The 24,407-nt window shown below is 59.7% G+C and carries 28 protein-coding genes and 1 rRNA gene; 13 read left to right on the top strand and 16 right to left on the bottom strand.

The genetic code is table 11. The annotated features are described in order from the left end of the window. Positions 1-129 precede the first annotated feature (129 nt). Entirely contained in the window at positions 130-1,152 is a 1,023-nt protein-coding gene (locus PCAL_RS10700) for an SPFH domain-containing protein (RefSeq protein WP_011850695.1), read from the bottom strand. Positions 1,153-1,157: 5 nt separating this feature from the next. Further along, the gene (locus tag PCAL_RS10695) at positions 1,158-1,679 is read right to left on the bottom strand and encodes a hypothetical protein (RefSeq protein WP_011850694.1); all 522 of its coding nucleotides are present in this window, start codon (positions 1,677-1,679) and stop codon (positions 1,158-1,160) included. A gap of 46 nt (positions 1,680-1,725) precedes the next feature. Here PCAL_RS10695 and PCAL_RS10690 point away from each other — a divergent pair, with 46 nt between their 5' ends. Next, on the top strand, positions 1,726-3,090 hold the full coding sequence (locus PCAL_RS10690; RefSeq protein WP_011850693.1) for a TrpB-like pyridoxal phosphate-dependent enzyme: 1,365 nt from the start codon (positions 1,726-1,728) through the stop codon (positions 3,088-3,090). Here PCAL_RS10690 and PCAL_RS10685 read toward each other — a convergent pair. Continuing rightward, complete coding sequence (locus tag PCAL_RS10685; RefSeq protein WP_011850692.1) at positions 3,087-3,569, bottom strand: hypothetical protein; 483 nt, start codon at positions 3,567-3,569, stop codon at positions 3,087-3,089. The genes PCAL_RS10690 and PCAL_RS10685 overlap by 4 nt on opposite strands. A gap of 47 nt (positions 3,570-3,616) precedes the next feature. On the opposite strand from PCAL_RS10685, the gene PCAL_RS10680 reads away from it, so the two are divergent. After that, positions 3,617-4,483 (top strand): tRNA 2-thiocytidine biosynthesis TtcA family protein, encoded by an 867-nt coding sequence (locus PCAL_RS10680; protein WP_226951958.1) that lies wholly within the window; start codon positions 3,617-3,619, stop codon positions 4,481-4,483. Here the strand turns inward: PCAL_RS10680 and PCAL_RS10675 are convergent. Beyond that, positions 4,469-4,795 carry a hypothetical protein gene (locus PCAL_RS10675; RefSeq protein WP_011850690.1) on the bottom strand — a complete coding sequence of 109 codons (327 nt, stop codon included), beginning with the start codon at positions 4,793-4,795 and terminating at the stop codon, positions 4,469-4,471. The two genes, PCAL_RS10680 and PCAL_RS10675, sit on opposite strands and share 15 nt — an antisense overlap. Next, positions 4,792-5,712: an NAD-dependent epimerase/dehydratase family protein gene (locus tag PCAL_RS10670; protein WP_011850689.1), complete on the bottom strand. Its 921-nt coding sequence runs from the start codon at positions 5,710-5,712 to the stop codon at positions 4,792-4,794. Before PCAL_RS10670 ends, PCAL_RS10675 begins: the two co-directional genes overlap by 4 nt. A gap of 44 nt (positions 5,713-5,756) precedes the next feature. Here PCAL_RS10670 and PCAL_RS10665 point away from each other — a divergent pair, with 44 nt between their 5' ends. From PCAL_RS10665 to rrf, 3 genes are all read left to right on the top strand, one after another. Beyond that, entirely contained in the window at positions 5,757-6,374 is a 618-nt protein-coding gene (locus tag PCAL_RS10665; protein WP_226951957.1) for a hypothetical protein, read from the top strand. A gap of 52 nt (positions 6,375-6,426) precedes the next feature. After that, positions 6,427-6,987 (top strand): PaREP1 family protein, encoded by a 561-nt coding sequence (locus PCAL_RS10660; RefSeq protein ID WP_011850687.1) that lies wholly within the window; start codon positions 6,427-6,429, stop codon positions 6,985-6,987. Between the two features lie 26 nt (positions 6,988-7,013). Then, positions 7,014-7,134 (top strand): 5S ribosomal RNA (gene rrf / locus PCAL_RS10655). Between the two features lie 253 nt (positions 7,135-7,387). Here rrf and PCAL_RS10650 read toward each other — a convergent pair. Continuing rightward, a complete protein-coding gene (locus PCAL_RS10650; protein WP_193322714.1) occupies positions 7,388-8,164 on the bottom strand; it encodes an SAM hydrolase/SAM-dependent halogenase family protein in 777 nt (258 codons plus the stop codon). A gap of 123 nt (positions 8,165-8,287) precedes the next feature. On the opposite strand from PCAL_RS10650, the gene PCAL_RS10645 reads away from it, so the two are divergent. The 3 genes from PCAL_RS10645 (at position 8,288) to PCAL_RS10635 (ending at position 10,561) form a co-directional block, all read left to right on the top strand. Next, a complete protein-coding gene (locus tag PCAL_RS10645) occupies positions 8,288-8,602 on the top strand; it encodes a hypothetical protein (protein ID WP_011850685.1) in 315 nt (104 codons plus the stop codon). Positions 8,603-8,685: 83 nt separating this feature from the next. Beyond that, on the top strand, positions 8,686-9,213 hold the full coding sequence (locus tag PCAL_RS10640) for an MFS transporter (RefSeq protein WP_193322713.1): 528 nt from the start codon (positions 8,686-8,688) through the stop codon (positions 9,211-9,213). 301 nt (positions 9,214-9,514) lie between these two features. Beyond that, on the top strand, positions 9,515-10,561 hold the full coding sequence (locus PCAL_RS10635; protein WP_011850683.1) for an NOG1 family protein: 1,047 nt from the start codon (positions 9,515-9,517) through the stop codon (positions 10,559-10,561). Here the strand turns inward: PCAL_RS10635 and rtcA are convergent. Then, a complete protein-coding gene (rtcA, locus tag PCAL_RS10630) occupies positions 10,558-11,601 on the bottom strand; it encodes an RNA 3'-terminal phosphate cyclase (protein ID WP_011850682.1) in 1,044 nt (347 codons plus the stop codon). The genes PCAL_RS10635 and rtcA overlap by 4 nt on opposite strands. A gap of 72 nt (positions 11,602-11,673) precedes the next feature. Between rtcA and psmB the strand changes: the two genes are divergently transcribed. Beyond that, on the top strand, positions 11,674-12,285 hold the full coding sequence (gene psmB, locus PCAL_RS10625; RefSeq protein WP_011850681.1) for an archaeal proteasome endopeptidase complex subunit beta: 612 nt from the start codon (positions 11,674-11,676) through the stop codon (positions 12,283-12,285). Here psmB and PCAL_RS10620 read toward each other — a convergent pair. Further along, positions 12,282-13,178, bottom strand: a complete 897-nt coding sequence (locus PCAL_RS10620; RefSeq protein ID WP_011850680.1) for an electron transfer flavoprotein subunit alpha/FixB family protein — start codon at positions 13,176-13,178, stop codon at positions 12,282-12,284. The genes psmB and PCAL_RS10620 overlap by 4 nt on opposite strands. After that, a complete protein-coding gene (locus tag PCAL_RS10615; protein ID WP_193322712.1) occupies positions 13,175-13,945 on the bottom strand; it encodes an electron transfer flavoprotein subunit beta/FixA family protein in 771 nt (256 codons plus the stop codon). The genes PCAL_RS10620 and PCAL_RS10615 overlap by 4 nt, the downstream gene beginning before the upstream one ends. A 90-nt stretch (positions 13,946-14,035) precedes the next feature. On the opposite strand from PCAL_RS10615, the gene PCAL_RS10610 reads away from it, so the two are divergent. Then, on the top strand, positions 14,036-14,311 hold the full coding sequence (locus PCAL_RS10610) for an ACT domain-containing protein (protein WP_011850678.1): 276 nt from the start codon (positions 14,036-14,038) through the stop codon (positions 14,309-14,311). After that, complete coding sequence (locus tag PCAL_RS10605) at positions 14,308-15,654, top strand: PFL family protein (RefSeq protein ID WP_011850677.1); 1,347 nt, start codon at positions 14,308-14,310, stop codon at positions 15,652-15,654. Before PCAL_RS10610 ends, PCAL_RS10605 begins: the two co-directional genes overlap by 4 nt. A 21-nt stretch (positions 15,655-15,675) precedes the next feature. Here the strand turns inward: PCAL_RS10605 and PCAL_RS10600 are convergent, their stop codons facing one another. Beyond that, positions 15,676-17,142, bottom strand: a complete 1,467-nt coding sequence (locus PCAL_RS10600; protein ID WP_193322711.1) for a hypothetical protein — start codon at positions 17,140-17,142, stop codon at positions 15,676-15,678. 110 nt (positions 17,143-17,252) lie between these two features. Between PCAL_RS10600 and PCAL_RS10595 the strand changes: the two genes are divergently transcribed. After that, a complete protein-coding gene (locus PCAL_RS10595; protein ID WP_193322710.1) occupies positions 17,253-18,395 on the top strand; it encodes a fucose isomerase in 1,143 nt (380 codons plus the stop codon). Here the strand turns inward: PCAL_RS10595 and PCAL_RS10590 are convergent. The 4 genes from PCAL_RS10590 to PCAL_RS10575 all read right to left on the bottom strand — a co-directional run bounded on the left by PCAL_RS10590 (position 18,385) and on the right by PCAL_RS10575 (position 22,296). Then, complete coding sequence (locus tag PCAL_RS10590; protein ID WP_011850674.1) at positions 18,385-19,632, bottom strand: RsmB/NOP family class I SAM-dependent RNA methyltransferase; 1,248 nt, start codon at positions 19,630-19,632, stop codon at positions 18,385-18,387. The genes PCAL_RS10595 and PCAL_RS10590 overlap by 11 nt on opposite strands. After that, positions 19,632-20,168, bottom strand: coding sequence for a 50S ribosomal protein L5 (locus PCAL_RS10585; protein WP_011850673.1), 537 nt, complete (start codon positions 20,166-20,168; stop codon positions 19,632-19,634). The genes PCAL_RS10590 and PCAL_RS10585 overlap by 1 nt, the downstream gene beginning before the upstream one ends. 40 nt (positions 20,169-20,208) lie before the next feature. After that, the gene (locus PCAL_RS10580; protein ID WP_011850672.1) at positions 20,209-21,351 is read right to left on the bottom strand and encodes a hypothetical protein; all 1,143 of its coding nucleotides are present in this window, start codon (positions 21,349-21,351) and stop codon (positions 20,209-20,211) included. Positions 21,352-21,471: 120 nt separating this feature from the next. After that, positions 21,472-22,296 carry a proteasome assembly chaperone family protein gene (locus PCAL_RS10575; protein WP_011850671.1) on the bottom strand — a complete coding sequence of 275 codons (825 nt, stop codon included), beginning with the start codon at positions 22,294-22,296 and terminating at the stop codon, positions 21,472-21,474. Positions 22,297-22,420: 124 nt separating this feature from the next. Between PCAL_RS10575 and PCAL_RS10570 the strand changes: the two genes are divergently transcribed. Next, complete coding sequence (locus PCAL_RS10570) at positions 22,421-23,017, top strand: alpha/beta hydrolase (RefSeq protein ID WP_011850670.1); 597 nt, start codon at positions 22,421-22,423, stop codon at positions 23,015-23,017. 113 nt (positions 23,018-23,130) lie between these two features. Here PCAL_RS10570 and PCAL_RS10565 read toward each other — a convergent pair whose 3' ends face one another. Continuing rightward, complete coding sequence (locus PCAL_RS10565; RefSeq protein WP_011850669.1) at positions 23,131-23,865, bottom strand: DUF2192 domain-containing protein; 735 nt, start codon at positions 23,863-23,865, stop codon at positions 23,131-23,133. Continuing rightward, positions 23,846-24,382, bottom strand: a complete 537-nt coding sequence (locus tag PCAL_RS10560) for a 50S ribosomal protein L16 (protein ID WP_011850668.1) — start codon at positions 24,380-24,382, stop codon at positions 23,846-23,848. The genes PCAL_RS10565 and PCAL_RS10560 overlap by 20 nt, the downstream gene beginning before the upstream one ends. Between the last annotated feature and the right edge of the window lie 25 nt (positions 24,383-24,407).

The raw sequence follows: 24,407 nt of genomic DNA, 5'->3' as shown, positions 1-24,407 counted from the left end.
CGCTATAGAGGTATGCATTGCGCCAATAGACGCAGTGGTTGGACGACACTGTGAGGGGAGAACCGCCATAGGGGTGGGACTGACTGGTTTTGCACGTAGCACCGTCGTACCACCTCTTATCGTAACTAGCTAAGTCAGTCTCGTGCCGCAGTTAGCGCAGAACTTGGCATCTGGCGGATTTACGTAGCCGCACTGGGGGCACTTCTTCCCCAGCATATAGCCGCAGTTTATACAGAACTTAGCCCCAGGGGGGTTTACATATCCACACTGGGGGCAGACAATGCCCTGTTGTTGTTGGCCCTGTGATACGGCTACTTGCGGTTGTTGCTGTGGGGTGGCCTGGGGCGCCGGTTGTGCGGTTGCGGGTTGTTGGGCCGTCTGTTGTGGCCATAGGAGGGGCGGTATGAGGACTATGCCTGTGCCCGCGGCGGCGCCTGGGCTTTTGCCGAGCTCTGCGGCGGCTTTTTGGACAGTCTCCATGCGCAGGTACTCGGCTGGGTTTACGCCGGTGGCTCTTATGTAGAACAGCCGGTCTCTCCACACGGGGTCTGTGACGTCGAGTCCTTCAAATTTCAGGTCGATGAGCTCTAGGCCTATGCGGCGGAAGTGGGGGTCTATGGCCGCCTTTGCCACAAAGCTGGCTTGTTCCAGGTTGGCGTATATTGTGAAGATGGACTGCTTGGAGAGCTCGGCCATGAGGAGCTCGTTGAAGTAGCCCCTCAAGAACTTCTGCAGGTCCTCGGTGGTGTAGACGTTCTGCCCGCCTACCACTTGGGTGACGAAGAGGGCTGGGTCTGCCACTCTAAACCACGCCGTGCCGTAGAACTGTATGGGGGCCAGCTCGGCGGTCTGCCCCCGGCCTCCGAACGGGAGCTGGTGTTGCTTTAGGGAGACGAATATCACTGTGGCTGTGAAAGGCGATTTGTCGAACCCAGCCACTCTGCTCAACGCCTGGGTTAGGAGGGGCAGGTTGAGAGTGGTCAACGTGTGGCGCCCCGCGCGAAAGACGTCGTACACCTTGCCGTCGCGCATGAAGACCGCCGCCTGCCACTCCTCGACTATGAGCTGGGCCCCCCACTCAATTCTATCCACGGGGTACCGCCAGATGATGTCCCCCTCCCTGGGGTTGACCCACTGGATGACCTGCGGCATGGCCTCTACTTAAGCTGGGGCGGCTCCCTTATGCCCTTTAGGATTGCGGCCCTCTTGTCCACCTCGGCGTCGAGGGCCTCTACGAGGGACAACAGCTCTCTCAGCGCCTTGGCCCACTCCTCGCTCCCAGGCCTCAGCGACTTGACAGCGGCGGCGGCGTCGGCGATCTTCTTGGCGTATTCCACCAAGGCGAGGTCGTGCCGGTACACTTCCTCGAGGGCCGCCTCGTCTACCTTGACTAAGTCGAAGAAGCCGGAGTAGCCGTGGGGGGCCTTGTCTATCCTCTGGGTCACTCTGTCCAGCGCCGCCTTTACGGAGTCCCAGAGGTACCTCGCCTCGGGGTTTGCGGCCACTAGCCGCGCATCTGCGGGCGAGAGGACGAGGGACTGGGCGGCTTGGGCCAGAATAGAGGCGACGTGCCTCCTCACCAGGGCGTCGGTTTCCCGCCTGACCTCCTTCTTTTTGTACCCAGCGTAGCCGGGGATGTACGAGGCTATTCTCTCGAGGAGCGTCTTCCTAAAGCTCATAGAGTCCACTGAGCCAACGTATTTATACCTTATGCATCTAGCGGCCATGCGTAGGTCGTCGACGGAGGAGTGGATGGTCCCCACTCGGTGGTACAACATAGTGCCCGACCTCCCCAAGCCGCTTCCTCCGTACCTAAAGCCGAATGGGGAGCCGGTTGCGCCCAAGGACTTCGAGATGCTCTTCGCCAGGGAGTTGGTTAGGCAGGAGTTTTCGCAGGAGAGGTGGATATCGATACCGCGGGAGGTCAGAGACGTGTACCTGATATGGAGGCCCACCCCTCTGGTGAGGGCCAGGAGGCTTGAAGAGGCCTTGAAGACCCCCGCGCGCATTTACTACAAGTTCGAGGGCGTCTCGCCGCCGGGCTCCCACAAGCCCAACACGGCGGTGGCCCAGCTCTACTACGTCTCAAGGGAGGGCGTGGGGAGAGTGACTACGGAGACTGGGGCCGGGCAGTGGGGCTCCTCCGTCGCCTTCGCCGCGTCTCTCTTCGGCGTAAAGGCCACAGTCTACATGGTCAGAGCCTCGTATTTGCAGAAGCCGTATAGGCGGGTGTTGATGGAGCTCTGGGGGGCCGAGGTGGTGCCGAGCCCCAGCGACAGGACCGAGGCCGGCCGTAGGTTCCTCTCAGAGGACCCCAACCACCCAGGGTCTCTGGGCATAGCCATATCCGAGGCCGTGGAGGATGCGGTCAAAAACGGCGCAAAGTACGTCCTAGGCTCCGTCTTAAACCACGTCCTGATACACCAGACGGTGATAGGCCTCGAGGCCCTGGAGCAGATTAGGCAGTTCGACGACTACCCGGACTACGTGGTGGGGGCCTGCGGCGGTGGGAGCTCCTTCTCCGGCCTCTTCTGGCCTTTCTACTACGAGAAGAAGGTGGGCAAGGCGGAGAAGGATGTGAAGTTCCTCGCCGTGGAGCCCAAGGCCGTGCCCACGTTGACCAAGGGGGAGTACCTCTACGACTTCGGCGACACGGCGGGCTTGACCCCGTTGATCAAGATGTTCACCATAGGCCACGACTACAAGCCGCCTCCCATACACGCCGGGGGCCTTAGATACCACGGGTGTGCCCCAACGCTCTCCCTCCTGGTGGCAGAGGGGGAGGTAGGCGCCGTGGCGTACGGCCAGAGGGAGGTCTTCGAGGCGGCGGTGCTCTTCGCCAGAACCGAGGGCGTGGTTCCCGCGCCTGAGTCTGCCCACGCGGTGAAGGCCGCCGTGGAGCTTGCCCTAGCCGCGAAGAGGGAGGGGAGGCCAATCACAATACTCTTCAACATGTCGGGCCACGGCCTCCTAGACCTAGCCGCATACGACGAATACCTGCGGGGAGCTCTGCCAGACGTGGAGCCAAGCGCCGAGGCTCTCGCAAAGCACATAGAAAAGGTTAGACAACTACAGGCGGCGAGGCCCTAGCGCCTGAGGAAGTAGATGAGGGCGGCGAGCTTTATCGCGTCGGCGGCCGCGGGTATCTGCCAGTAGCCGAGGAGCACCGTGGGCAAGGTGTAGGCGTAGGCGGCTGCTGAGGCGAGGAAGAGCGTTGCCCACGCGGCGTTTATTTCCCTCAGCCTCTTGTACACGAAGTAGCCCATCACAGGCTCCCCGAGGTACGCCAAGGCCACTAGGGCCGCCCCCACGCCGGCGCCGGTCCACATAAGCGCCACTCCCACTGCGGCTGTGCCTATCACCGGGGGGCCGAGAGCCGTAAAGGCGGCGCTCCTCAGCGCCTTGGTGAAGTTGAAGTAGACGTACACCGCCACGGCCACAAGCGCCGACATGAGGGCCAGAGGCGCGGCGTGGAAAATGCCGTAGGCCTGGGAGAGGATCAACACGGCCTCTATCAAAACGGCCGCCACGACGCTGCCCCAAAGCCCCCTGCGGATGCCAGGGTCCATAGTAGATAAGTGAGCAAAGTATTTTTATCGAAGACGGCCCCGTGCTTGTGCAAATCCGCATCGCTGTGACTAAGCAGGGGGTTGACTTGGGGTCGTACCGGCGGCGGGTCTTTGAGACTATCCGCCGGTATAGGCTTGTGGAAATGGGGGACGTGATCTACGTTGCGGTGTCGGGCGGGAAGGACAGCTGCGCCGCGTTGTCGCTTCTAAGGGAGTACGTCGAGGAGTATAGAGTAGACGCCGAGGTGAAGGCCCTCCACATAAACCTCGGCTTTGGCTACTCCCCCAAGCTGGAGGAGATCGTGAAGAGGCAGGCGGAGGCCCTGGGCGTCGAGCTCCACGTGGCCTACGCCAAGGACTACTTGGACATACTCGCCGCCTCTAAGGCCAGCGGGAGGCCGATATGCTCAGTGTGCGGCGCAGTGAAGCGCTACATAATGAACAAGGTGCCCAGGGAGCTCGGCGCCACCAAGGTGGCCACGGGCCACCACATGTACGACTTCTTGGCCTACTACTTCAAGAACTTGGCCGGGCAGAACCACCAGTGGAACTTCAAAATTTTGCCCAAGGTAGAGGGCCGGGGCCTGCTTCTCACCAAGATTAGGCCCCTCATATTTGCAAGGCCGGAGGAAAACGAGGCGTACTGCAAGTCGAAGGGCCTCCCCGTCAACGAGGTGTGTTGCGAATACGGCCTCTGCGGCGCGGCGCACGCCGAGGTGGTAGAGATGCTACGGGCCGCCAGGAGGAGGGACCCAGACTTCGACCTCAAGCTCATGCGCGGCGTCGTGGACTTCAACACGAAGTTCCGCCCGGCCGAAGAGGAGCCGGTGAAGAAGTGCAAAATCTGCGGCGAGCCCACCAGCGGGGAGGTGTGCACAGTCTGCAGGCTGAGGTCTCTGCTAGGGGCCACGTAGCGCCGCCGCTATCCGCTCAACTAGCCCCTCCACGTCGTCCACGGGCCCGCTGTGAATTAACCTGCCGTTGACGATGACCAGCGGAATTTTGCCGGTGCGGTACTTCACCATTAGCCAAAGCCCCCTCAACGTGGTCGGCGCCGTGACCCTCACGGGGACGGGGCCCAGCTTGGCCAAGGCCGCTAGAAGCCTCGCCGCGTCGTCCGGCAACTCCAACGACTCCCTAAGCCTAATCTTGAACACGTTGGCAATCTCGTCGCATGTCCTACACACGCCGAATTCCACGGGCAAAAACGCCACCACCTCGATCATGTCCCACCGGGGCCCCCGCCCACGATGTAGTGCACCATTTCAGCCACCTCCCGCTGGAAGTCCGGCGCGGGGACAAAGCCCAGGAGACTCCTCATCTTCTCGCAACTGAACCTCTTGCCGAGGAAGGGCAGGTGGGGCCTCAGCTCCCTTGGCGCGGCGACCTTTAGGAGGGCGGCCGGCACCGGGATTTTCACAGCCCTCTTCCCCAGGGCCGTGGCAATGGCGTCTACAAACTCGGCGAGGGGCCTCGGCTGACACTCCGTGGCAAAGAAGTACTCCCTCGACAAGTGGAGAGAGCGCTTGACCGCCTTGGCCAACTCTCTGGCAGAGATAGAGGACACCCCCGCCGATATGGCAGGCGCAATGCCTCTGGAGACCAGCCTCGTCAAAGTGACCCACTCTGGGTGGTCGTTGAACCTCCCGTAGACCAGCGTAGGCCTGACAATGACCCAGTCGTCGAAGCAGTTGGCCACCACGGCCTCCCCCTCCGCCTTGAACTGGTCAAAGGGGGATACTGGGCGTATCCCAGAGAGGTGGGGCCTCTCCTCCTCAATGACCTCCCCCACGGGCCCCCTCACGGTGGCCGCGGAGAAGTGGACCACCTTCCCCCTCCACCCCACGCGCCTCGCGGCGTCGCACAGCCTCTTGGGAAACTCCGCGTTCGCCTCCCTAAGCTCTTCAACCCCACCGAAGTACTCCCCCACCAAGTTTACCACAACGTCGGGCCTCACGCGCTCAATCACGGCGGCTGGGTCTCTGTACTCCACGAGCTGGGCGTATCGAGAGACGAACTGGGCAATGAGAGGCCTCTTAGACGGAGAAGAGGGGCGGTGCGCCACGTAGAGCTCCTCGCCGGCCAACGCCTCAACCACATTGGCACCTATAAAGCCAAGCCCGCCGAAGAGCACCACTCTCACACGACTCAAGCGTCATGAATTTAAATACACGCGCAAAGAAAGGCGTGAGGCTCCTCGCCGCCGTCCTCCTCCTCGCATCGGCGACTTGGGCCATGGTGCTCGACTGGAACGGCAGGCCCCTCTCCGAAGGCACCGCAGTCGTGTACGATGGAAGAGGCGCGGTGGTGGGCCTCTCCTACATAACCTCGGGGCGCCTGCTCTACCCACTGCCCTGGGGCCCCGGCTACACGCTCCGCGTGGCCTGGGGATTCGCCTCGCTGTACGAAGTCCTCGGGGGCAACGTCGTGTGGATCTACGACAGCGCGGTAACCCGCGACACGATCGAGCTGGGGTCACCCCAGTGGGGAATCCGGACGTGGGTATACCCAGTGACAGTAGCCATCAGAGACGGCGCGGGGAAGCCCGTGGCCGGCTGTGTGGCCAAGGTGGTAGACGCCGCGACGAGGGGCAGGTGGCTGTACATCTTCTCCCCAACAGACTCCGACGGCTCCGTCTCAATCAGCCAAGCCCCCGCCACAGACTACTACGTCTATGTGTACTGCGACGGCGTATTGGCGGCCGAAGGAAAGTTCTCCATACAAAGGGGAGCCCCCTCCACGGCGTGGAACGTAGAAATGAAAGTCCAGTTCATAGACACGGTAAAAGTAGCCAACGCGCCATAGCCAACAGCCAAGCCCCGCTGAAAAGTTATATTCCCCTGCCGCGCAACACTACGTGTTTCCTACCAAGACCTGGAAAGACATTGAGTCCTATAGACAGGCCAGGCTCAGGGAGGCCCTCGTGGAGGCTAGGCTTTCTCTAGAGTTTTTGGAAGATGGTCTCGTCCGCAACGCCGCCGGCAAGGCCTTTCAGGCGTGGAAGGCCTACCTAGGCGCCTTAGCCGCCGAGCACAGAGACAAGCTAAAGCCCATCTACCCCGGCTCCCGCAAGATAAGGGCAGGGGAAGAGGAGGTGGAGGATGTGGACGTGGTAATAGCCCTAGCCCCCACCTCTGTCATGTTCAAGATCGCCGCCGAGTTGGCCAAATTCGCCGGCGTTGAGGTGGTGAAAAACACGGCCATAGCCCTCCAACTACACCGCTACCAGTACAACGGGCCAGACCCAGAGGGCCTTTTAACGGACATACCAGACGACAAGACGGCGGCCCACCTCATCTGCGCCCTCCTACAGCCGTTCTCAGAACACCTAGGCGAACTCTACGACAACGTCTGTGGAACACTGAAAAGGCAGACCGCGACGACGCCGAGCACCACCCCCGGCCAGAAAAGTTTATAAACTAGAGCAATTAGGGGTACTGCCCCTAACCCGGCCATAGGCGCCGGTGCTACACCCGGTCTCATCAGAACCCGGAAGTTAAGGCCGGCGCCGCGCTCGGGAGTACTGGGCTCCGCGAGGGCCCGGGAAACCGGCGTGCTGGGAGGGGGCTTCTCTTTACCCTTCCCGCACTCGGTACTGTTAGCTGGAAAACATTTAAACTCGACAGAGCTTTTCTCTGGGGCAGAGAGGCCCGCCTGGGCTTCAATGAATACTCCACGTACGCCAGTGGCCCACCACGGGTCTGGAGCCTACACCTACGACCTCTACAACTTGTCTAAGGACTACTGGGCGTTTTCAAAGGTCAGATAGGATGGCCGTCCTCACGTCTCAGTGCGGCGGCGCTAGGTCATCACGTGCGTCAACACCTCCGTATTTTTATCGCTTGCCCCGGCTTTAGGCCGTAGGTGGCCGCGGCGTTTCCCATGGAGATGGCCAGCTCTAGGTACCCCTCGCTGTTTATCAGGGCCACCGTCTCCCCGGGCGAGGCGTAGCCGTAGGCCTCCACGTACCGAGCCCTGATCGTGGCCGGCCCCTCTACGCAGAGGACGTCGCCGGGGGACGCCAGCTGTCTGACGTCCTCCTCGGTGGCCGAGGTGTAGACGTTGCCAAATCTGTCCACGTAGATCGTGTGGGCGTAAAGCGCGCCTTCTCTGTACTCTGCGCGGGGCGCCTCTAGCCTCTTCCATTGGCCCATGGGCGCTCCCAGCATGGAGGGGCTAATGCCCAGCGACAGGTAGGCCGCCGCTGGGGCAAACACGTCCCGTCCGTGGAAGGTCCTAGAGACCCTGGGGAGCCTCGCCTCAATGCGGTACGCCGCCACTACCCCGTCCTCTTGGGCGGCTAGGGAGAGTACGCCGTTGTCTGGGCCTACGAAGAAGTAGTTCCTTGTCTGGAGCAGGAGGGGCGCCCTCTCGGTTCCCACGCCTGGGTCCACCACTGCCACGAAGATTGTGCCTCGGGGAAACCACTTGTACACGGACTTGAGCACGAAGGCCCCCGTCCACACGTCCTGCGGCGGCACCTCGTGGGTTATGTCTACTACCACGGCGTTGGGGTTTATGGAGAGGATGACCCCCTTCATCGCCGCCACGAAGTAGTCCTTGGTCCCGAAGTCGGTCAACAGGGCTATGACCACGGCATAGACTACTGGCTTTTTAAATACGTTCATAATTCCCTTTGGTGGCAGTGGGCGTGGTAGTAGCCCTCCTCATGTACATGGCTCTTATGACTTTATAGTTACAAGGGCTTCTCTAGTTTTTTGCCGGCGTTGTTGAGGGAGAGGGGAGTTGGCGAAGAGGTCATTGGGGTGGCGTACTCGCTTGAGAAAGCGGTGACGTTTGTTGTCGTGGCTCTGGCTACTGCGCTGTCTCTGAGGGCGGGGCCAAGGTCGTTCCTGCTGATGCCCCTCATGACGGTGCTCATGGCCGTCCTCTTTCCGTTGTTCACTGTCGTTAGGGGGACGCTTGAACTCGTCGTATTTGTGGCGCTGTTTGCGGGCTTGTATATGGGTTTAAGGCCGTTCAATAGATCCCTGGTCAACATTGTTGTCCCGGAGAAGTCGCTGGTAGCTTAAGAGACTCTCTCCGCAGACTGCGGGCCATAGTCTCTAACCCCGTAATTGTCTACGATGTTGTTACCTCCTTCTTTGAAACTGGCGTGGCGGTGTACTCGGTGATCGTCCTCTGGGACCTTCTCGGGGGCCCTCTGCCCGCTGGCATAGCAACTGCGGCAATTGAAGCTGGGTTTCTAATTCTCGCGCCCATTATGGGCGCGGTGGCGGATAGGGTGAACAAGCCTGTGCACTTCATAGCGCTGTCCAGCGTCGTTATAGCTTTGGGGTACTTGTCTCTTTCGCTTGGATACTACGCGCCTAGCGACGTTGGTAAAATCGCGCTTGTTGGAGTTGCCATACTAGCCTTTAGTCTATCGCCGTCGCTTTACATCCCGAATTTTCAGAAATTTGTAAGAGGTTTCTCCAAGGGCGATGCAGAGACTCTCACTGTATTCTCGTCGATAGAGGCGCTCCAGTCTTTAACCTCGATCCCCGCTCCGCTGATTGCCGGCGTCCTTATAAGCTTAATGGGGTATTCGTACTACCTCTTGACCACGGCGCCTCTCATCATAATCGCCACGGTAGTATTCGTGGTGTGGTACACGGCCGCAGCAAAGCGACTTCGGCAATAAACCCCAACGACGTTTAAACAAAGAGTAGAAGTGTTGAAGTTCGCAAGCCATTGGACAGGGGAATTGAGGTAAAGTACGACAAAAACGGCGTACTATACATCTACCTTACCAACGCCAATCTAGGGCTGTTAGGCGTAAGATAGAGTGATAACACATGCCAGCCTATAAGGGAGGGCGTAAAGTAGCGGTCAAGGGATTTGGAACGCCGGGGTCGAGGTAGTTGAGACACATCTTCTTACCGAAGTTCACCGCATGGAAAGGGCTTTTAAATACGTTTATATAGCGGTGCCCAATCCGCCTCGTGTCTTTCGAGGTCGTGGATAAGGCCAAGTTGCCCTACATATACACCGCCGACGAGCTCATCTCTATGTTTCTCACCGCCTATGCCCGAGAGGAGGCTAGGGGCTCCACGGCTGAGCCCGCCTTTGTGAAACAGAAGAGGCTGGAGATTAGGCGGATAGTGACCTCGGGCAAGCTTCTCGCCTCGACTCTTAGGGACATGGCGCTTAGAATGCCCTTTCTCGACAAGTTGCACCCCTTCTACAGAGAGCTCATAGACGTGGTATACGGCGCGCAGGTGTATAAACACGCGGTGGCTAAGGTGGGCAACGCCCACATCGCCATAAAAGCCATAGCCAAGGAGGCTATCACGGCCGTGAGGACGGCGGCGGACAAGAGCCAGCTCTACAAGGCGAGGAAGATGTACCAAGCCAGAGTTATAGACCTACTGAGGGACTTGGCGCCGGAGCTCGACAAGCTCAGAGAAGTCGTGATCTACCTTAGAAAGCTACCGTCGGTGGACCCCACGCTCTTCACAATCGCCGTCGCGGGGGCGCCCAACGTGGGGAAGAGTAGCTTCGTGAGGTGCGTGTCCACCGCGGAGCCCGAGGTGGCTGAGTACCCCTTCACAACTAAGCAGATCCACCTGGGCCACATCATCCTAAAGGGGGACAAGGTCCAGATTGTCGACACGCCGGGCCTCTTAGACAGGCCGCTGGCCGAGCGCAACGCCATTGAGCGGCAGGCCGTGCTCGCCCTGCGCCACTTGGCCAACGTGATCCTCTTCCTCGTGGACCCCACCCCCCACAGCGGCTACAGCTTAGAAATGCAGAAGAGGCTCTACGACGAGATTAAGACGAGCTTTGAGGCCCCCACAGTCGCTGTGGTAAACAAGGTGGACATAGCCACGCAGGAGGAGCTAGAGAAGGCCAGGGAGTTGTTCAACCCAGTGGCCCACATCTCTACGCTAAACTGCCACGGAACAAGGGAGGTGGTGGACTACGTGTTGAACAAGTACTACGTCCCGCTGGCCTTGGAGAAGCTGCGGGAGATTCGGAGGAGGGCCTAGCGCCGGCGGCCCACGCCGTTGACCTCGATCAAGTGGCGTTGGCCAAGCTTCTCCACTCTAAACTTGACTGGGAGAAAGCGCTCCACTATGTACATATTCGTCTGGAGGTGCAGGGTGAGCTCCGGCGTAGTGATGCGGCTGACGCCCTCTGCGAGGGCCATATACACCACGGCCATGTCGGCCATGTGGGAGTCCACAGAGGCGCCCGACTTAAGCGCCGTGAGCAACTTCTCGGCGGCCTCCCTCCCCACGGCCTCCGCGGGCTTCCCCCTCTCGCCCAGGGCGTCTCCCCCCACCACGTTGCCCACGTCTGACTCGGCCCACAGGACGACCCCAGAGCCGGGGCCCAGCCCGTCGTTTCTCACCTCGGTGGAGATGTCGGCGGCGTACCCCTCCTTGGCCAAGGCCTCGGCCGCGGCCCTTGCCTGCCTCTCCGCCACGTGGGCCGGGAGATTGACGGCATGCGAAATACCGCGGATCTTCAACACTTTCCCAAAGTCCACCGCGTCGACGGGCTTTAGCACGTCCACGGGCGCCACCTCCACCTCCACGCGCCCGCCGCCCTTGGGGTAGTGCCCCCGCCTCAACACCTCGATCTTAACCCGGCCGCCAAATCTCCCCACCACTGGCGCAAAGACGAACCTCATGTAGTCTATGGGCGGCGCCCACGCCACGTCGGTGCCCCCCGTGATGCTCAGCCTCACGGGGCACGGTGCGAAGAGGGCAATGGGAGTCAACGTCTGAATAACCAGCGAGATGCTACCCGCCGTGCCGATGTCGATCTGAAAGCCGCCGCACTTAATAGTCTTGGGCTTAAACACCAGCCTAGTGGACCCCTTGGCCGCCCCCTCCAGCTCGGCGTCTGTCAACAGAGCCGCGGCGTTTACGCCGGTGAGGTGCTGGGGCTGTAGGCCTGGGTTGGCCCGCTTCGCCCTAATATTGAAGACCTCAACCGGGACTCCCAAAAGTGCCGACAGTGCAATGGCAGTCCGGAGAATTTGGCCGCCTCCCTCCCCGTACGATCCGTCAATGCGAATCACGCCTCCAGTATTGCCGTGGGTCAAAAATGTTGTGCCGCGATATATTTAAAAATGGGGCACGTGGCGTAGGCCATGGGAGAGGAGGTGTCTATAGGCGCCACAGCGGTGGGCATAAAGACTAAGGAGGGCGTAGTGCTCGCCGCGGAGAAAAGGGTCTCCTACGGATTCTATACGCTTAGCACGGCGGGGAAGAAGGTGTTCATTGTAAACGACAGGCTGGCCATAGCGTCGGCGGGCATCATCGCCGACATGCAGACGCTGGCCAAGATCCTCAAATTAAACGCAAAGGCGTATGAGCTTGAGATGAAGAGGAAGCCCTCGGTGCATGCCATGGCCAAGTTGCTGTCTGTGGTGATGTTCTCTAGGCGGTTTATGCCGTTCTTCGCCGAGGTGCTCGTCGGCGGCATAGACGACGAGGGGCCCCACCTCATCGTCATGGACCCCCTGGGCAGCCTCATCGAGGACAACTACGCGGCGTTGGGCACCGGGGCGAAGCTCGCGATTGCCATAATAGACGCCTCGTATAAGCCAGACATGTCGCTCCAAGACGCAAAGAAGCTCGCCGTCCAAGCACTCAAGGCGGCGCTGGAGCGGGACCCAGTCTCAGGCGGCGGGATAGACCTAGTGGTAATAGACAAAAACGGGGCGAGGGAGGAGGAGGTAAAATTGCAGGTTTTGATTTAGGCCGATTTTAGCTTAGACAGCTTGTTTATAAGTATCGGCACGATTTTGTAGAGGTCTTCTACCACTCCGTAGTCGGCGTATTGGAAGATGGGGGCCGCGGGGTCGCTGTTTATGGCGGCTATAATCCTGCTGTCTAAAATGCCGGCGATGTGCTGGGGCTGGCCAGATATGCCTATCGCTAGGTAGAGCTTCGGCTTAACCTTCTTCCCAGAGAGGCCGACCCAGTGCTCTTCTGGCAGCCACTTGAGGTCGGCCGCTATTGGGCGTGAACAGCCCACTTGGCCGCCGAGTATCTTGGCAAGCTCAAAGGCCATTTGTATATCTTCCTTCTTCTTAAAGCCCCTTCCCACGGATACTATGATTTCGGCCTCCTCAAGCCTCACGGCGCCCTTTGCCTTCTCCTCCACTGCCACAACCCTCGTCTTCGGCGCTGCGTCTACCTGTATCTTCTCCACGGAGCTCTGCACGGCTGGCGGCTCGCCTTGGAATCTGCCCGGCGCTATTGACACAACCACCGGCGTCGGCGACTCTACGGCGGCCACCGCCTTGTTTCCAAACACGTAGCGCTCAGCCTTCACCACGCCCCCCTCCGCCTTCAGCGACAGGACGTCGGTCAAAAACTCGGCCCCCAGCCGCTGGGCCAACAGGCCGCCCACGGTCTTGGCGTTCTTGGTGGAGGGCAACAGCACTACGTCGTAGCCGCCCGCCGCCTTCGCCGCCGCCTCGGCCACAAGCTCTGGCACGCGTGGGTCCACAGCGGCCACGTACACCTTGCTTGCCTTTCCAGACACTGCGGCCGCCTCCGCGTCGCTGAAGACTAGGGCGCCCACCTCGCCCAGCGTAGAGGCAGCGTAGAGCAACTCCTTGTTCGGGAAAACGACTAGCGCCTTCATACCACCCCCTCCTGCCTCAGGTACTGTATAAGCTTCTCCGCCTTTTCCTCGGGCGTGCCGTCCTTGATGATGACCTTCTTGCGCTGAATTACCACGGGCTTGTACGACGCCTTGGCCTTCACGTCTAGGGAAATACCCAAGTCGCCGAGCGTCAGCTTGTGCACAGGCTTCTTCATGGCCGCCCTAATGGCTAGAAGCGTGGGTATCCTGGGCTGGTTTATCTCCCTAGTCACAGAGACCACCGCGGGGAGGGGCGCCTCCACCACCTCCACCCGGTCTTCTAAGTCCCTCTTGGCCACCACTTTGCCGCCCTCCACCTTAAGCTCTCTGGCGTATGTGATCACCGGCCACCCCAGCTCCGCCGCCACTCTCGCGGGGATTTGCCCAGTGTAGTTGTCAACGGTGGCCTCGCCCGCCAACACGAGGTCTGCCCCAACCTTTTTCACCACGGCGGCTATCGCCTTGGCCGTGGCCACGTGGCTGGCGTTGAGGAGGGCCTCGTCTGCCACTAGGTACGCCTCGTCGAGGCCCATGGCCAAGGCCTCTCTTAGGACGTTCTCAGCCTCCTGCACTCTCTTCTGTAGCGGCCCCCACTTCAACACCGTGACCCCGTAGGCCTGGCCCTGCCCCTTGAGCTTCACCGCCTCCTCAACCGCGTTTCTGTCAATGTCGCTTATCTTAAGCGGCGTCTCCTCCACTACGACGGTGTCTCTCACCCTGAGCTGGCCTGTGTCCAGCGCCGTCTTTACCAACACGGCGATTTTCATATGAGAAAATTCGCCCATCCATAAATAGATGCCTTCGCCAAGTTTTGAAACCTCTCTTGAGCACATTTTAAATACGGGCGACTTTTAGCCATGGGCGACTACGTGGTAGTGAGCGTCCTCGGCGCAGACAGAGTGGGCATAGTGGCCGGCATAGCCTCCGTGCTGGCCAAGCACAACGCGAACATCGTGGACATATCTCAAACCGTTGTAAAGGACATATTCTCCATGGTCATGATCGTCGACGTGTCTAAGGCGGATGTGGACATCGCCGCGCTTAGGAGAGAGCTGGAGGAGGAGGGGAGGCGGCTGGGCGTCATGGTGGCGGTACACCACATCGACGTGTTTCGCTACATGCAGAGGATATGAGGTTCGACCCCTCGGAGATAGGCGAAGTCCTCGAGATGGTGCTCTTCAGAGAGTTGGACATACGCGCGGTCACCCTCAGCGTAAACACGGTCCCAGCCGCCAGGCCCAGCGCCGCGGAGCTGGCCGACGCGCTGGAGGAGGTCCTCCTGCCCTACTTGAAGAGGCTTAGGCCGGCCGTGGAGAAGGTGGCCTCTAGGCTGGGCGTCAGGATTGTGACCGTGAGGCTGGCGGTGTCGCCCATGTCCATCCTCCTAGAGCCCTCGGGGAAGGCCGAGGCGGCTCTGGAGGCCGCCCGGCGCCTCGAGGAGCTGGCAGTGAAATACGGCGTGGACATGGTGGGCGGCTTCTCGGGATTTATACACGCCGGCGCCTCCAGGGGCGACAGGGCCCTCATCGAGGCGCTTCCGGATGTCCTCAACTCCACCACTAGGCTGGCGGGGTTTCTCAACGTGGCCTCCACCTACACTGGGGTGAACTTAGACGCTGTGAGGGCCTCGGCCGACGTGGTGCTCAGCCTAAAGCCCCACGCCGCCGCGAGATTCGCCGTCGCCGCCAACGCCCCCGAGGACGTCCCCTTCATGCCGCTTGCCTACCACGGCCTCGGCCTCCCAGACGCGGTGGTGAACATAGCGGTGAGCGGGCCGGGGGTCATCGAGGCGGTGGTGCGGAATATGCCAAACGCAGACGTGCGCACGCTCCACGACGCCATCAAGAGGGCCGCCTTCAAGATAACGCGCCTCGGGGAGCTGGTGGGCAGAGAGGTGGCCAAGGAGCTGGGGGTAGAGTTCGGGGCCGTGGACCTAAGCGTCGCACCCTCCCCCAAGGTGGGAGACTCCGTGGCCGCCATCCTCGAGGCCATGGGCCTCCCCCGGGTCGGGTCCCCCGGCACGGTTTTCGCCCTAGCACTCTTCGTAGACGCGGTCAAGAAGGGGGGCGCCATGGCCACCTCCACCGTGGGAGGCCTATCCGGCGCCTTTATCCCAGTGAGCGAAGACGCCGTCATGTCAAAGGCCGCGGCCGAGGGGCACATAACCTTCGACCTCCTCAAGGCCATGGCGGCGGTGTGCAACACCGGCGTGGACATGGTGGGAATACCCGCCGAAACCCCGCGAGACACCGTAGCCGCACTGATAGCAGACGTCATGGCCCTAGCAGTCCACCTCGACAAGACCCTAGGTGTGAGGCTAATCCCAGTGCCAGGGGCAAAGCCAGGCGACGTATACGACCTAGGAGGCCTCTACGGGCAGGTGGCCGTCATAGGCCTACCCCACAGCGGCGAAGTAGCACTAGTCCAACGCAGAGGCGTCGCGCCCCCAGGCATAGAGAGGCTGAAAAAAGGGTAGCTAAAAAAAGGGTACGTTAGACTACCTAAACTCCGCGTAGAGAAACGGCAGATCTACTTGGCCGCACCAAGGAATCTCCACCTTGTACTGCGTAGTATAGAAGTACAAGTCAAACTGCTTGCCAGAGGGGGCGTCAAACCGCAACCCGCCCAACACTACAAAAAAGTTAGTTCCAGAAGTCCAGGCAACATCAACGCCGACGAGTTCAATGACTTTGGCAAACCTCTCGGCAACCACTTTCCCAGCTTGAGCCGCCTTCCGCAATATCAGCTTACCCAAGTCAACACCCGCGCCGACCTCAACACGGTCTAACATACCAGGGCACTCCTGATAGAACCATCCAGCCAGATGGGGTACCTGTATTTCATAGATGGGGCTATCATTAGGCGAACCAGTGCCAGTGTATCTCTTGTAAAAGATTGTCGTCGTCCCTGGTATCTGAATATCTGCATCTGTCATGTAGGCGTCGCCCATTATTATCTCATTACCAGAGGTTTGTACTGCCGTGGGGTAGACTCTGTAGAGCCAGTCCTGGTCTATAATGAGGCATCCGCGGACATCTCCCGCGTAGTAGTCAATCCTATACACCTCATACTTCCCCTTTGTCAAAATGTAGATCATTTTACCGCCTGAGACCGGAATGCCAGTAAACTTATTGCCCCAATACATCGCGCCAAGCGCGTATGATAAGCCCTCTATCTTAACGCCGACATTGAATAAGTCTTTTATATCCTCTTGAATTGCGAGTCCGTAGGAAAACCTCTTCTCATAGTTTACTGCCAGTCCTATCTGAAACATTCCATAGACTCCAGCTAGGTTTCTGACTCGGAATAGTGGCGTTGGCATAAAGTCGGTTTGGTATTCGTCCTCTTTCACCATGACGGCCTCTGGGCATGCGGCAAAGTGCATTCCCCTGTCTCCTCTATCTCGCTTCACTTTGCCCCTTACTTTGGCCTTTACTTCGTATTTCTCTCCTCTTTCCTTGGCCTTTTTGTAGGCTTTTAAGTCCACCTCCGCAGGTGCCGTGGCTATGTCTGTGCCGTTTACTACCACCACCGTTATGCCCACCTTGGGGTATTTGTCTGCGTTCCACTTCTCAAGGAGCCTCTCCACGTGGCTGGGCGCCTCTGCACGCCCTTTCGCCACCGCCACCGGTTCCAGCTTGTCTGGCAGAGAGTCGTCTTCAGGCGCCGCGGGGAGGATGAAGACGAGGCCATCGAGGGGTCCGGCGTCGTCCTCTATGTAGAGCGTCAGGGTGGCATTACCTTTTCTTCCACCAGGCGCGGTAGCGGTCGCCAAACTCTCACCGGCTTGCTCGACGTATATTCTGCCTGTCGTCTGACTCTGCGCGGCTTGTTGAGCTTGTGCATCTGCGGTTGATGTTTCTGTGACCCCTGGCGCCGTGCTGTAGTAGTCTCTGAGGCCTAAGAAGGCGACCATCACTAACAATACTACAAGCACCGCCACCCATTTGATCCTTCCGCGCATGGTAGCATCTTTTTGCCAGTATTTTTTTTACTTTAGAAGTTGTCGAAATAGTTTTCGTTGATAGTTTTCTCGCGGGGGGAAGGTTTAAGTAGTTGCTTCGCTTCTTGTCTGTGGTTGTTAGAGTGGCCGCGGCGCCGAATGTGGGTGCCGAGATTCGGGAGGAGTATCTGAGGCTTTACGAGGGCCTTCTCCCCAGGGTGGAGGAGGTGGTCTTTATCGTGGTTTTGACTGGGGGCGCCGAGCCTGAGATCTTGAGCCAGGCGGGGCGGTTCAACGTGCTTTTGGCGTGGCCTCACTACAACTCCCTCCCCTCTGCCCTAGAGGCCGCGGCGGCTCTCAGAGAGCGGGGCGCCTTTGCGGAGGTTGTGGCGCTCGAGGGGCCGGGCGCGGAGCCCCCGGCAGAGCGGGTGCGTAGGCTTGTGGAAGTGGCGCGCCTGTTGGACAAGCCGCCGCGGCTCATGCTGGTGGGGGAGCCTAACCCCTGGCTCGTGGCGTCGGACTTGGCGGGGAAGCCCGACGTGCGCGTAGACGAGGGGGAGGTGTACCGCCGCTCCCTCTCCATGCAGGCGGCCGAGGAGGCGCGGCGCTTGGTGGAGTCGGCGCGGGAGAGCGCGTACGGGCCCGGCGAGCTGGAGCGGGTGCTGGCCTACGCCAAGGCCCTGCGTGAGGCGGCGCGGGGGGTGGACGGGCTTACGCTGGGGTGCTGGTGCTTCAACTTCCCCAGGGTCGAGGAGCGGGGGTGGACTCCGTGCATCTCCCTCGCCGTGTTGAACGACTGGGGGGTCACCGCCACGTGTGAGGGCGACCTCAGGGCGCTCTACTCTGCGGTCGTCCTGCGGCGGATTTCTGGGAAGCCGGCGTGGATTAGCAACGTCAACGCGGCGCGGGGCGAGCTCCTCCTCCTTACGCACGACGGCTTGCCCCCGTCCATGGCCAAGGCCTACTCCATTGTCCCCCGCCTAGCCACCAAGGCCCCCGCCGCGATTAGGGCAGAGGTGGAGCCGGGGAGGCCGGTGACTCTGCTCAGAGTGTCCCGCGACTTGAGGCGGGCCCTCCTCCTTGGGGGCATCACCGCCGAGGCGGAGAGGGTAGAGGCGTGTGCGACGCAGATAGCGGTGAGAGTGACCAAGGGGTCCCCCGCCGCGGTCTACAAGGCGGGGCTCGGGAACCACTTGGCCTTTGTCTTCGACGACGTGTACGAAGAGGTGGAGGCCTATCTGAGGTACCTGGGGGCCTCCGTGGTCACGGCCTGAGCCGCGAGATGAAGAATGCCTCGCTTCTGTGGATGTGGGGGAAGGTTCTGCCGCCTATGTCCCCCCAGTAGGATGGGGCTAGCTCGGCCAGCGGCTTCTCTGCTCTGGCGCCGGCCTTGGACACCACCTCTTCCCCCTCCTCTGGCAGAATGGAGCAGACGGCGTATACCACCTCCTCTGCCAGCTGTAGTGCGCGCGTGAGCAGTTGGAGCTGTAGCTGGGAGTATTGGCGGGCCCTCTCTACCCTTGGGTATATCTTCACGCCGGGGTCTTTGGTGAAGGCGCCGCTGGAGGTGCACGGCGCGTCTAGAAGCGCCTTGTCGAACCGCCTGGCGGCGAGCTTTCTAGAGTCTGCGTGTACCACGTCTACGTACTGGTAGGCCCCTAGCGCCTTTAGTAGGTGCCTCATTCTGGCCACCCTCTTTCGGGACACGTCTGCCGCAACTACCTTAAGCTTCCCCTCGGCGATTTGGGTGGCTAGGCTTATCTTCATCCCAGGCGCCGCCGCTAGGTCGAGCACCGAGTCCCCTGGCCTTGGGTCAAGGGCGAGGACTGTGTAGACTGAGGCGAGGTCCTGGGGGATCGCGGCGAAGGTCTTAACCGCTGAGAGGTACTGGATGGGCTTGCTGGCCTTTTTCACAAGCACCATGAAGGGTATGTGGGGGTGGGGTTCCACCTCTGCCTCCTGCTCCAGTAGCTTAAGTCCCTTGTCCACGTCCACTTTGAAGGTGTTTATCCTCAGCCACATCCACGTGGTGTTGCCCGCCTCCAACAGCCTCTCCACCTCGCCCAGGGGGAGGTATCTGAGGAGCGTCTCCACTATCGCCGGGTGGTAGCTGTACTTCACCGAGAGGTAGCGCGCTGGGTCGCCCCTCAGCTCTTCGAGGGCCTTCTCCACGTCCTCCGGCTTGGCCAAGGCCCTCTTGAGCAGCCGCTTCCTGTACCTGGCCACTAGCTCTTTGTTGTAGAGCAGAGAGTCTGCCCTGTACAAGAACCACGCCTTTGCCGCGGCCTTCGCACCGCTTGAGCCAAAGAGCTTCGACGCGGCGAACCTCAAGAAGTAATAGTGCCTAACTGCGTCAAAGGAGGCGTCGTAGAAGACCTTGAAGCTCTCCAGCGCCCTCCAACGCCTCTTGACTTTTTGAAAGGCGTAGTCCAGGGTGAGCTCGTTTTGAACAACTTCGTACAAGACCTTGGCCACGAAGGATACCAGCTCCTCTGCAGTCCACTTAGCCACTAGTCGACCTGGACCCCCAGCACCTTTTGGAAAAACTCCACCGCCTCCTCCCTAGTCACCAGTTGCCCCTTCCCAACCTTGCTCCTCCTCCGCCTTCTAAGCTGCACCCTCAGCCCCGGCTTCGCCAGGCGGACGCACACGTCCATGCCCCATATGCCCACGGCCGGGTCGTACTTCACGCCCGGCAACATTATGTGCTCCTTTATGCCAAAACACACGTTGCCCCTCTCGTCGAAGCTGCTGCGCTTTATCCTATTGCCCACGGCCTGGAGGGCGCGCATGAGGAACTCCACGGCCTTGTCTCTCCTCAGCGTAACTGCCACGCCGATGGGCTCCCCCTTCCTAATGCCAAAGTCCTTAATCGAGCGCTTGGCCCTCCTCAGCGAGGGCTCCGCCCCCGTTAGCTCCCTCAGCAAATTAGCCGCCTTCTCAAGTCTCTCGCCGCCGGTGCCCACCCCTATGTTTACCACGACCTTCTCTATGTACACCCGTTTCATTGGGTGGTCTTTAACAAGAACAAGCTCCTTCCACTTCATCGCAACCCAACAACAACCGCTTTAAAAATTTTCAAAAACCTCAGCTCACAAGCCGCCTCTTTAACATAAGGAGGCCGACGGCCACTGCGACGGCCGCCCCAACGGCAGCGACTATGGCGAAGAGCAAAGTACGCGGTATACACTCTGGAACGAGGAAATCTATCCCTGTCTTTGGCCAAAACTCCACCACCAGCGGGCTTTCGCAGAAACCTGACAGTTCCACAAAGCGGCGGACCAGCCTCTCAGCAGTGGCCCTATCCGGCACAGTGCCGCCGGGAAACGGGAAGACCACGTAGAGGGGGCCAGTCGCCAGTGGGGCAAATGTGTGCATAGTGCCCTCTATGCCCAAAAGGTGGCCGCACACGTCCCGAACCTCCCGCACAGTGCCTAGCTCTTTCTCAATGGTCTGCGTTGCGTTTATCAGGGCCGCTCTAAACTTCTCGTCGCGCGGCAAGAGGTAGGGGCCGTATTTTAGAGTAACCCGCACCAAGTCGTAGATGGGGCCCACCTCCTCCCTAACGCCTCTGAGGAGCTCCACGGCCTTTGCGAGGTCTGCCGTTGCGACGTCAAGTGAGGTGTGGTAGAGGTCTAGAGTAATTACGACTCTTACGTCCTTGTTTTGCCAGACAACGTCCGCCAAATAAGCTACCTCTTGTCTCCCCGCGCGTATAGCCTCCCGCACGTCTTTAAGCCCAAGAAGCACCTCCTCGCCAAGGGCCCTCTCCGCCTCCTCCCTAAGCCCCCTAGCCGTGGAGGCGGCGATGTGTAGTAAGTCGCGCCACTCTAAAGTAACAGGAATTGAACTATTGTCTTCGACGACCACTCGTCGGTGGGCCATGGCGACGGTGACCTTACTAGGCGGGCCCAGGCGCTTGAGTAAGGCGTCTAACAGCCGCTCGGCTTGGGTAGAGTTGAGGGGGGTTGAGGACTTGTTGCTTAAGATGTGTAAATCGGTGATGTTCCCCGCCGTCAGCGGCGAGTTTTTCTCGTCGAAGTCTGTGATGAACACGAGCACTTTACAGCCGTTGACATAGAAGACATAGTTGGGCTGGAACCTCTCAAGTGGCGATGTAGCGTTAATGACGTCGTCCACCAGCCCCGACAAATCGACAGCGGCGACCCAGACTGAGGTTAAGAGGAGGACCCCGGTAATGGCGTATGTAGTTAATAAGCTCTTTACCATGTTGTGTCTCTCTTCGTTAATATTTGAGTGTTTGTGTCATTGCGACGTTTTACGGGGAACTCAATCTCTACAGCCAACTGTGGAGGTGGTGCCAGTGGAGGATGTTTGTAAAAATCGACTTTAAAACACTAGAGGCACTTCTCGCCTTGCCGTTGTTGCCACGGCTTCCATGGGCTTGAAGAGGGCCTCTATGTTTTTCTCAACTAGGAATGCGTATTTTGAGGCGTGTTCTTGTAGTTTTGAGGTGTCTATCTGTGTCTCGGCCAGCTTTGCCACGGCGTTTACCAGCTTGAGTGCGGCTCCCACGTCGGGGCCCGTCCGGCCTACTAAGTCGTTTAAGATGGCTATTACGTCTCTGTGGGTGGCCACTTTCCCGCTGTCGACGAGCCTCTTCACGGCGGTTAAGAGCTTGGACTCTGCGATGAGGAGTACGCCGTCTATGCTCCGGCCTAGGACGGCGTCTAGGTAGGCCCCCTCTAGCCCAGTCACAGTGGCCTCTCGTATGGGGACAAAGCCGTACTCCTTGAACTTTTCCACGAGTCCCTCCTCTGTGACAAAGTACACCGCGTCGCTCTCCTTCTCGCCCAGGGCGGGCATGGCGGAGAGACACGCCACGAGCTTTACCTTGTTCTCCTCGGCCCAGTCTAACACCTTGTGGATAAACTCGGCGTACAGCTGCGGCGGTATTGGGACGTGTTGCCTAATGGCCACGATGCCCGCCTGCCTAGAGTAGAATATGCGGTGTGGCAACTTCGCCGCGCCGTTTACCACGGCGATGACCGGCGGCATCTCCGTGATCTTGATGGCGCCTATCTCCTCCATCTGGAGCTGGTCAATGAGGTACTCCACCGCCACTACCCCAGCAAGCGACGGCTCAGGACACGCCAAAACCAAGATGTTCCTCTTATCCCGCGGCAAGCCGCTGATCTTAACTTCGAGACGCATGTTCCCTCTTACACTCTACTTTATATATTTGGCCCCGTTGGGCGCAAAGGCCGCGTACCGTACGCCGGCGAGGCTAGGGGCGCTTAGTTCTAAATCTTTTAAAAATGGCATAATAGTGCTCCACATGGGTAAGGCTTTGGTGTTCCACGGGTTTAGGAGCTCGCCTGCCAACGTCCAGTGGCTCGCCGAGCCTCTCCGCGGCTTAGGCCTAGAGGTCGTGGCGCCGCAGATTAGGGAAGTGGAGGACGGCTACGAGGCGGGAGTTAGGGAGTTGCCGGTGGTCGTCGCGGCTGGGCACAGCATGGGGGGCACGGTGGCCCTCCTCCTGGCGGCTAAGAACCCCGGGCTTGTGAAATGCGTCGTCGCAGTCGCCGCGCCGGTGGACAGGAGGCTACAGCTACAGTACATATCTCAGTCGAACAACCCCTACCTCAGACGTCTTGCAAACGAGCTCATGGCCCTCGGCAACAAGCTAGAGCTCACCTCCCCCTCTAGGTACATCGGCAACGGAATGCCCCCCGTGCTCTACATAAGGGGGTCAAACGACGACGTGGTGCCAAGGACACATGTGGACATACTGGCCGGGCTCTCTGACCGCTTCAACTTCCCGCTGGAGATCGTCGAAGTGGAGGGGATGGGGCACACCCCCCAGGAGGAGATGCATGTGAAACAAGTGGCAGAGGCTGTGGTGAAGTTTGTATCGAGGTGTATGAAAAGCTAGAAGTGGGCGACAGGAAGGACTTCAGATTGGCAAAGGCGGCATTAATCAATACAACAGGTCTAGAGTATATGTGGAGAGTCTTCCAGGGACGGGGCAACGAAGGGTCTGGAAAACTATCCCAGTTTTGGAAGTACTCCCTTTGCGAATAGCCTCGAGAGGGTGGCCTTGTCTACCTTGTATATGGCTGAGGCGACTTCGGCGATTAGCTTGTCTGAGGGTTTGCATTTCTGGAAGCCTAGGCGTAGGCAGTAGGTGTATTTGTGGATTTTCAAGTCCTCAGCAGTCCTTATCTTCCCCAGGGCTATCTCTTCTGCTATCTTATACGCGCTGTAGAAGGCGGCGTAGTTGAGCAAGCGTTCTGAGAGGTGGGGGTAGGCCACTTCGTAGGTCTTTATGGCTTTGACTAGCAGTACCTCGGGGAAGTAGCCCATTACCGTGCCTGTGAAGGCTAGGCGGAGTACTCTAAATACCTTGTCCTCTTCAGACTTTCCCTTCACTTCCTCGGTCTTCCTCTTGAGCTCCTCCTGCGTCTCCTTGGTCACTACCTCTGTGATTTTTCTCACCACGTCGAGCGCGGCCTCTGACCTGTTCTCTATGTAGAACACGTCGTCGTATTCGCCGGGGGACATGACCCCGGCGCCGTAGACACCCACCACGTACACGGTGGCCACCTCCTTGTCGTATACCCCCTCCTTGGAGAGGCCTCTAAAGGGCTCTATCCCCCTCTCTCTGTACACCGACTGTAGCTCTGCGACTAGGGCCGAGCGAGATGTCACAGCGCCAGAGAGGACCTTCTCTAGGAGGAGTAGCGCGGCCTCTATCCTTGCCCTATGAAGCTGTCTTACCATCTCCCTTCGGCTCGACGACGATGCGCGTAGGTATTGGTAGCTTCGACGCCGCGCGGCGTAGGGCCTCCTTCACGTGCGCCAAGTGTTCCGGCTTGAATTCTACGTAGAATATAACCTGCCCGGGCTCCACACGCGCTGCTCTCCCCGCCGGCGAGCCAAAGGCCAGCCTCATGCCCTCCTGGAGACGGTCTGCGCCCGCCATGGCCAACATCCTGTTTTCTCTCAAGACGTGGTGGGGGACCACGTTTAGCCTGAGGTAGTAGTTGGCGTCGCCTACGTACTTAGTGAGGTACTTTGAGGATATTTGGCGGGCCGCCTCTAGGGCCTGCATCCTAATCTGGCCGCGCTCCTCTGCTACCAACTTCGCGACCATGGTGAAGGCGGCCCGCGCCGCGGCGCTTGTGGTGCCCATGTCGAACTTTGGTATTTGGATCATCGGCGCGCCGTGTATGTACTCCTCCCTCGTATACGGCGGCCCCTTAATCCTCCTGTAACAACGCGCCGGCCTAGCTGGCATGGCAGATTGAAGGGGGGATATTATA

This window comes from Pyrobaculum calidifontis JCM 11548, assembly GCF_000015805.1.
GTDB classification, from domain to species: Archaea; Thermoproteota; Thermoprotei; order Thermoproteales; family Thermoproteaceae; genus Pyrobaculum; species Pyrobaculum calidifontis.
The sequence above is the reverse complement of the archived record's forward strand: the minus strand, read 5'-3'. Positions and strand labels throughout refer to the sequence as shown.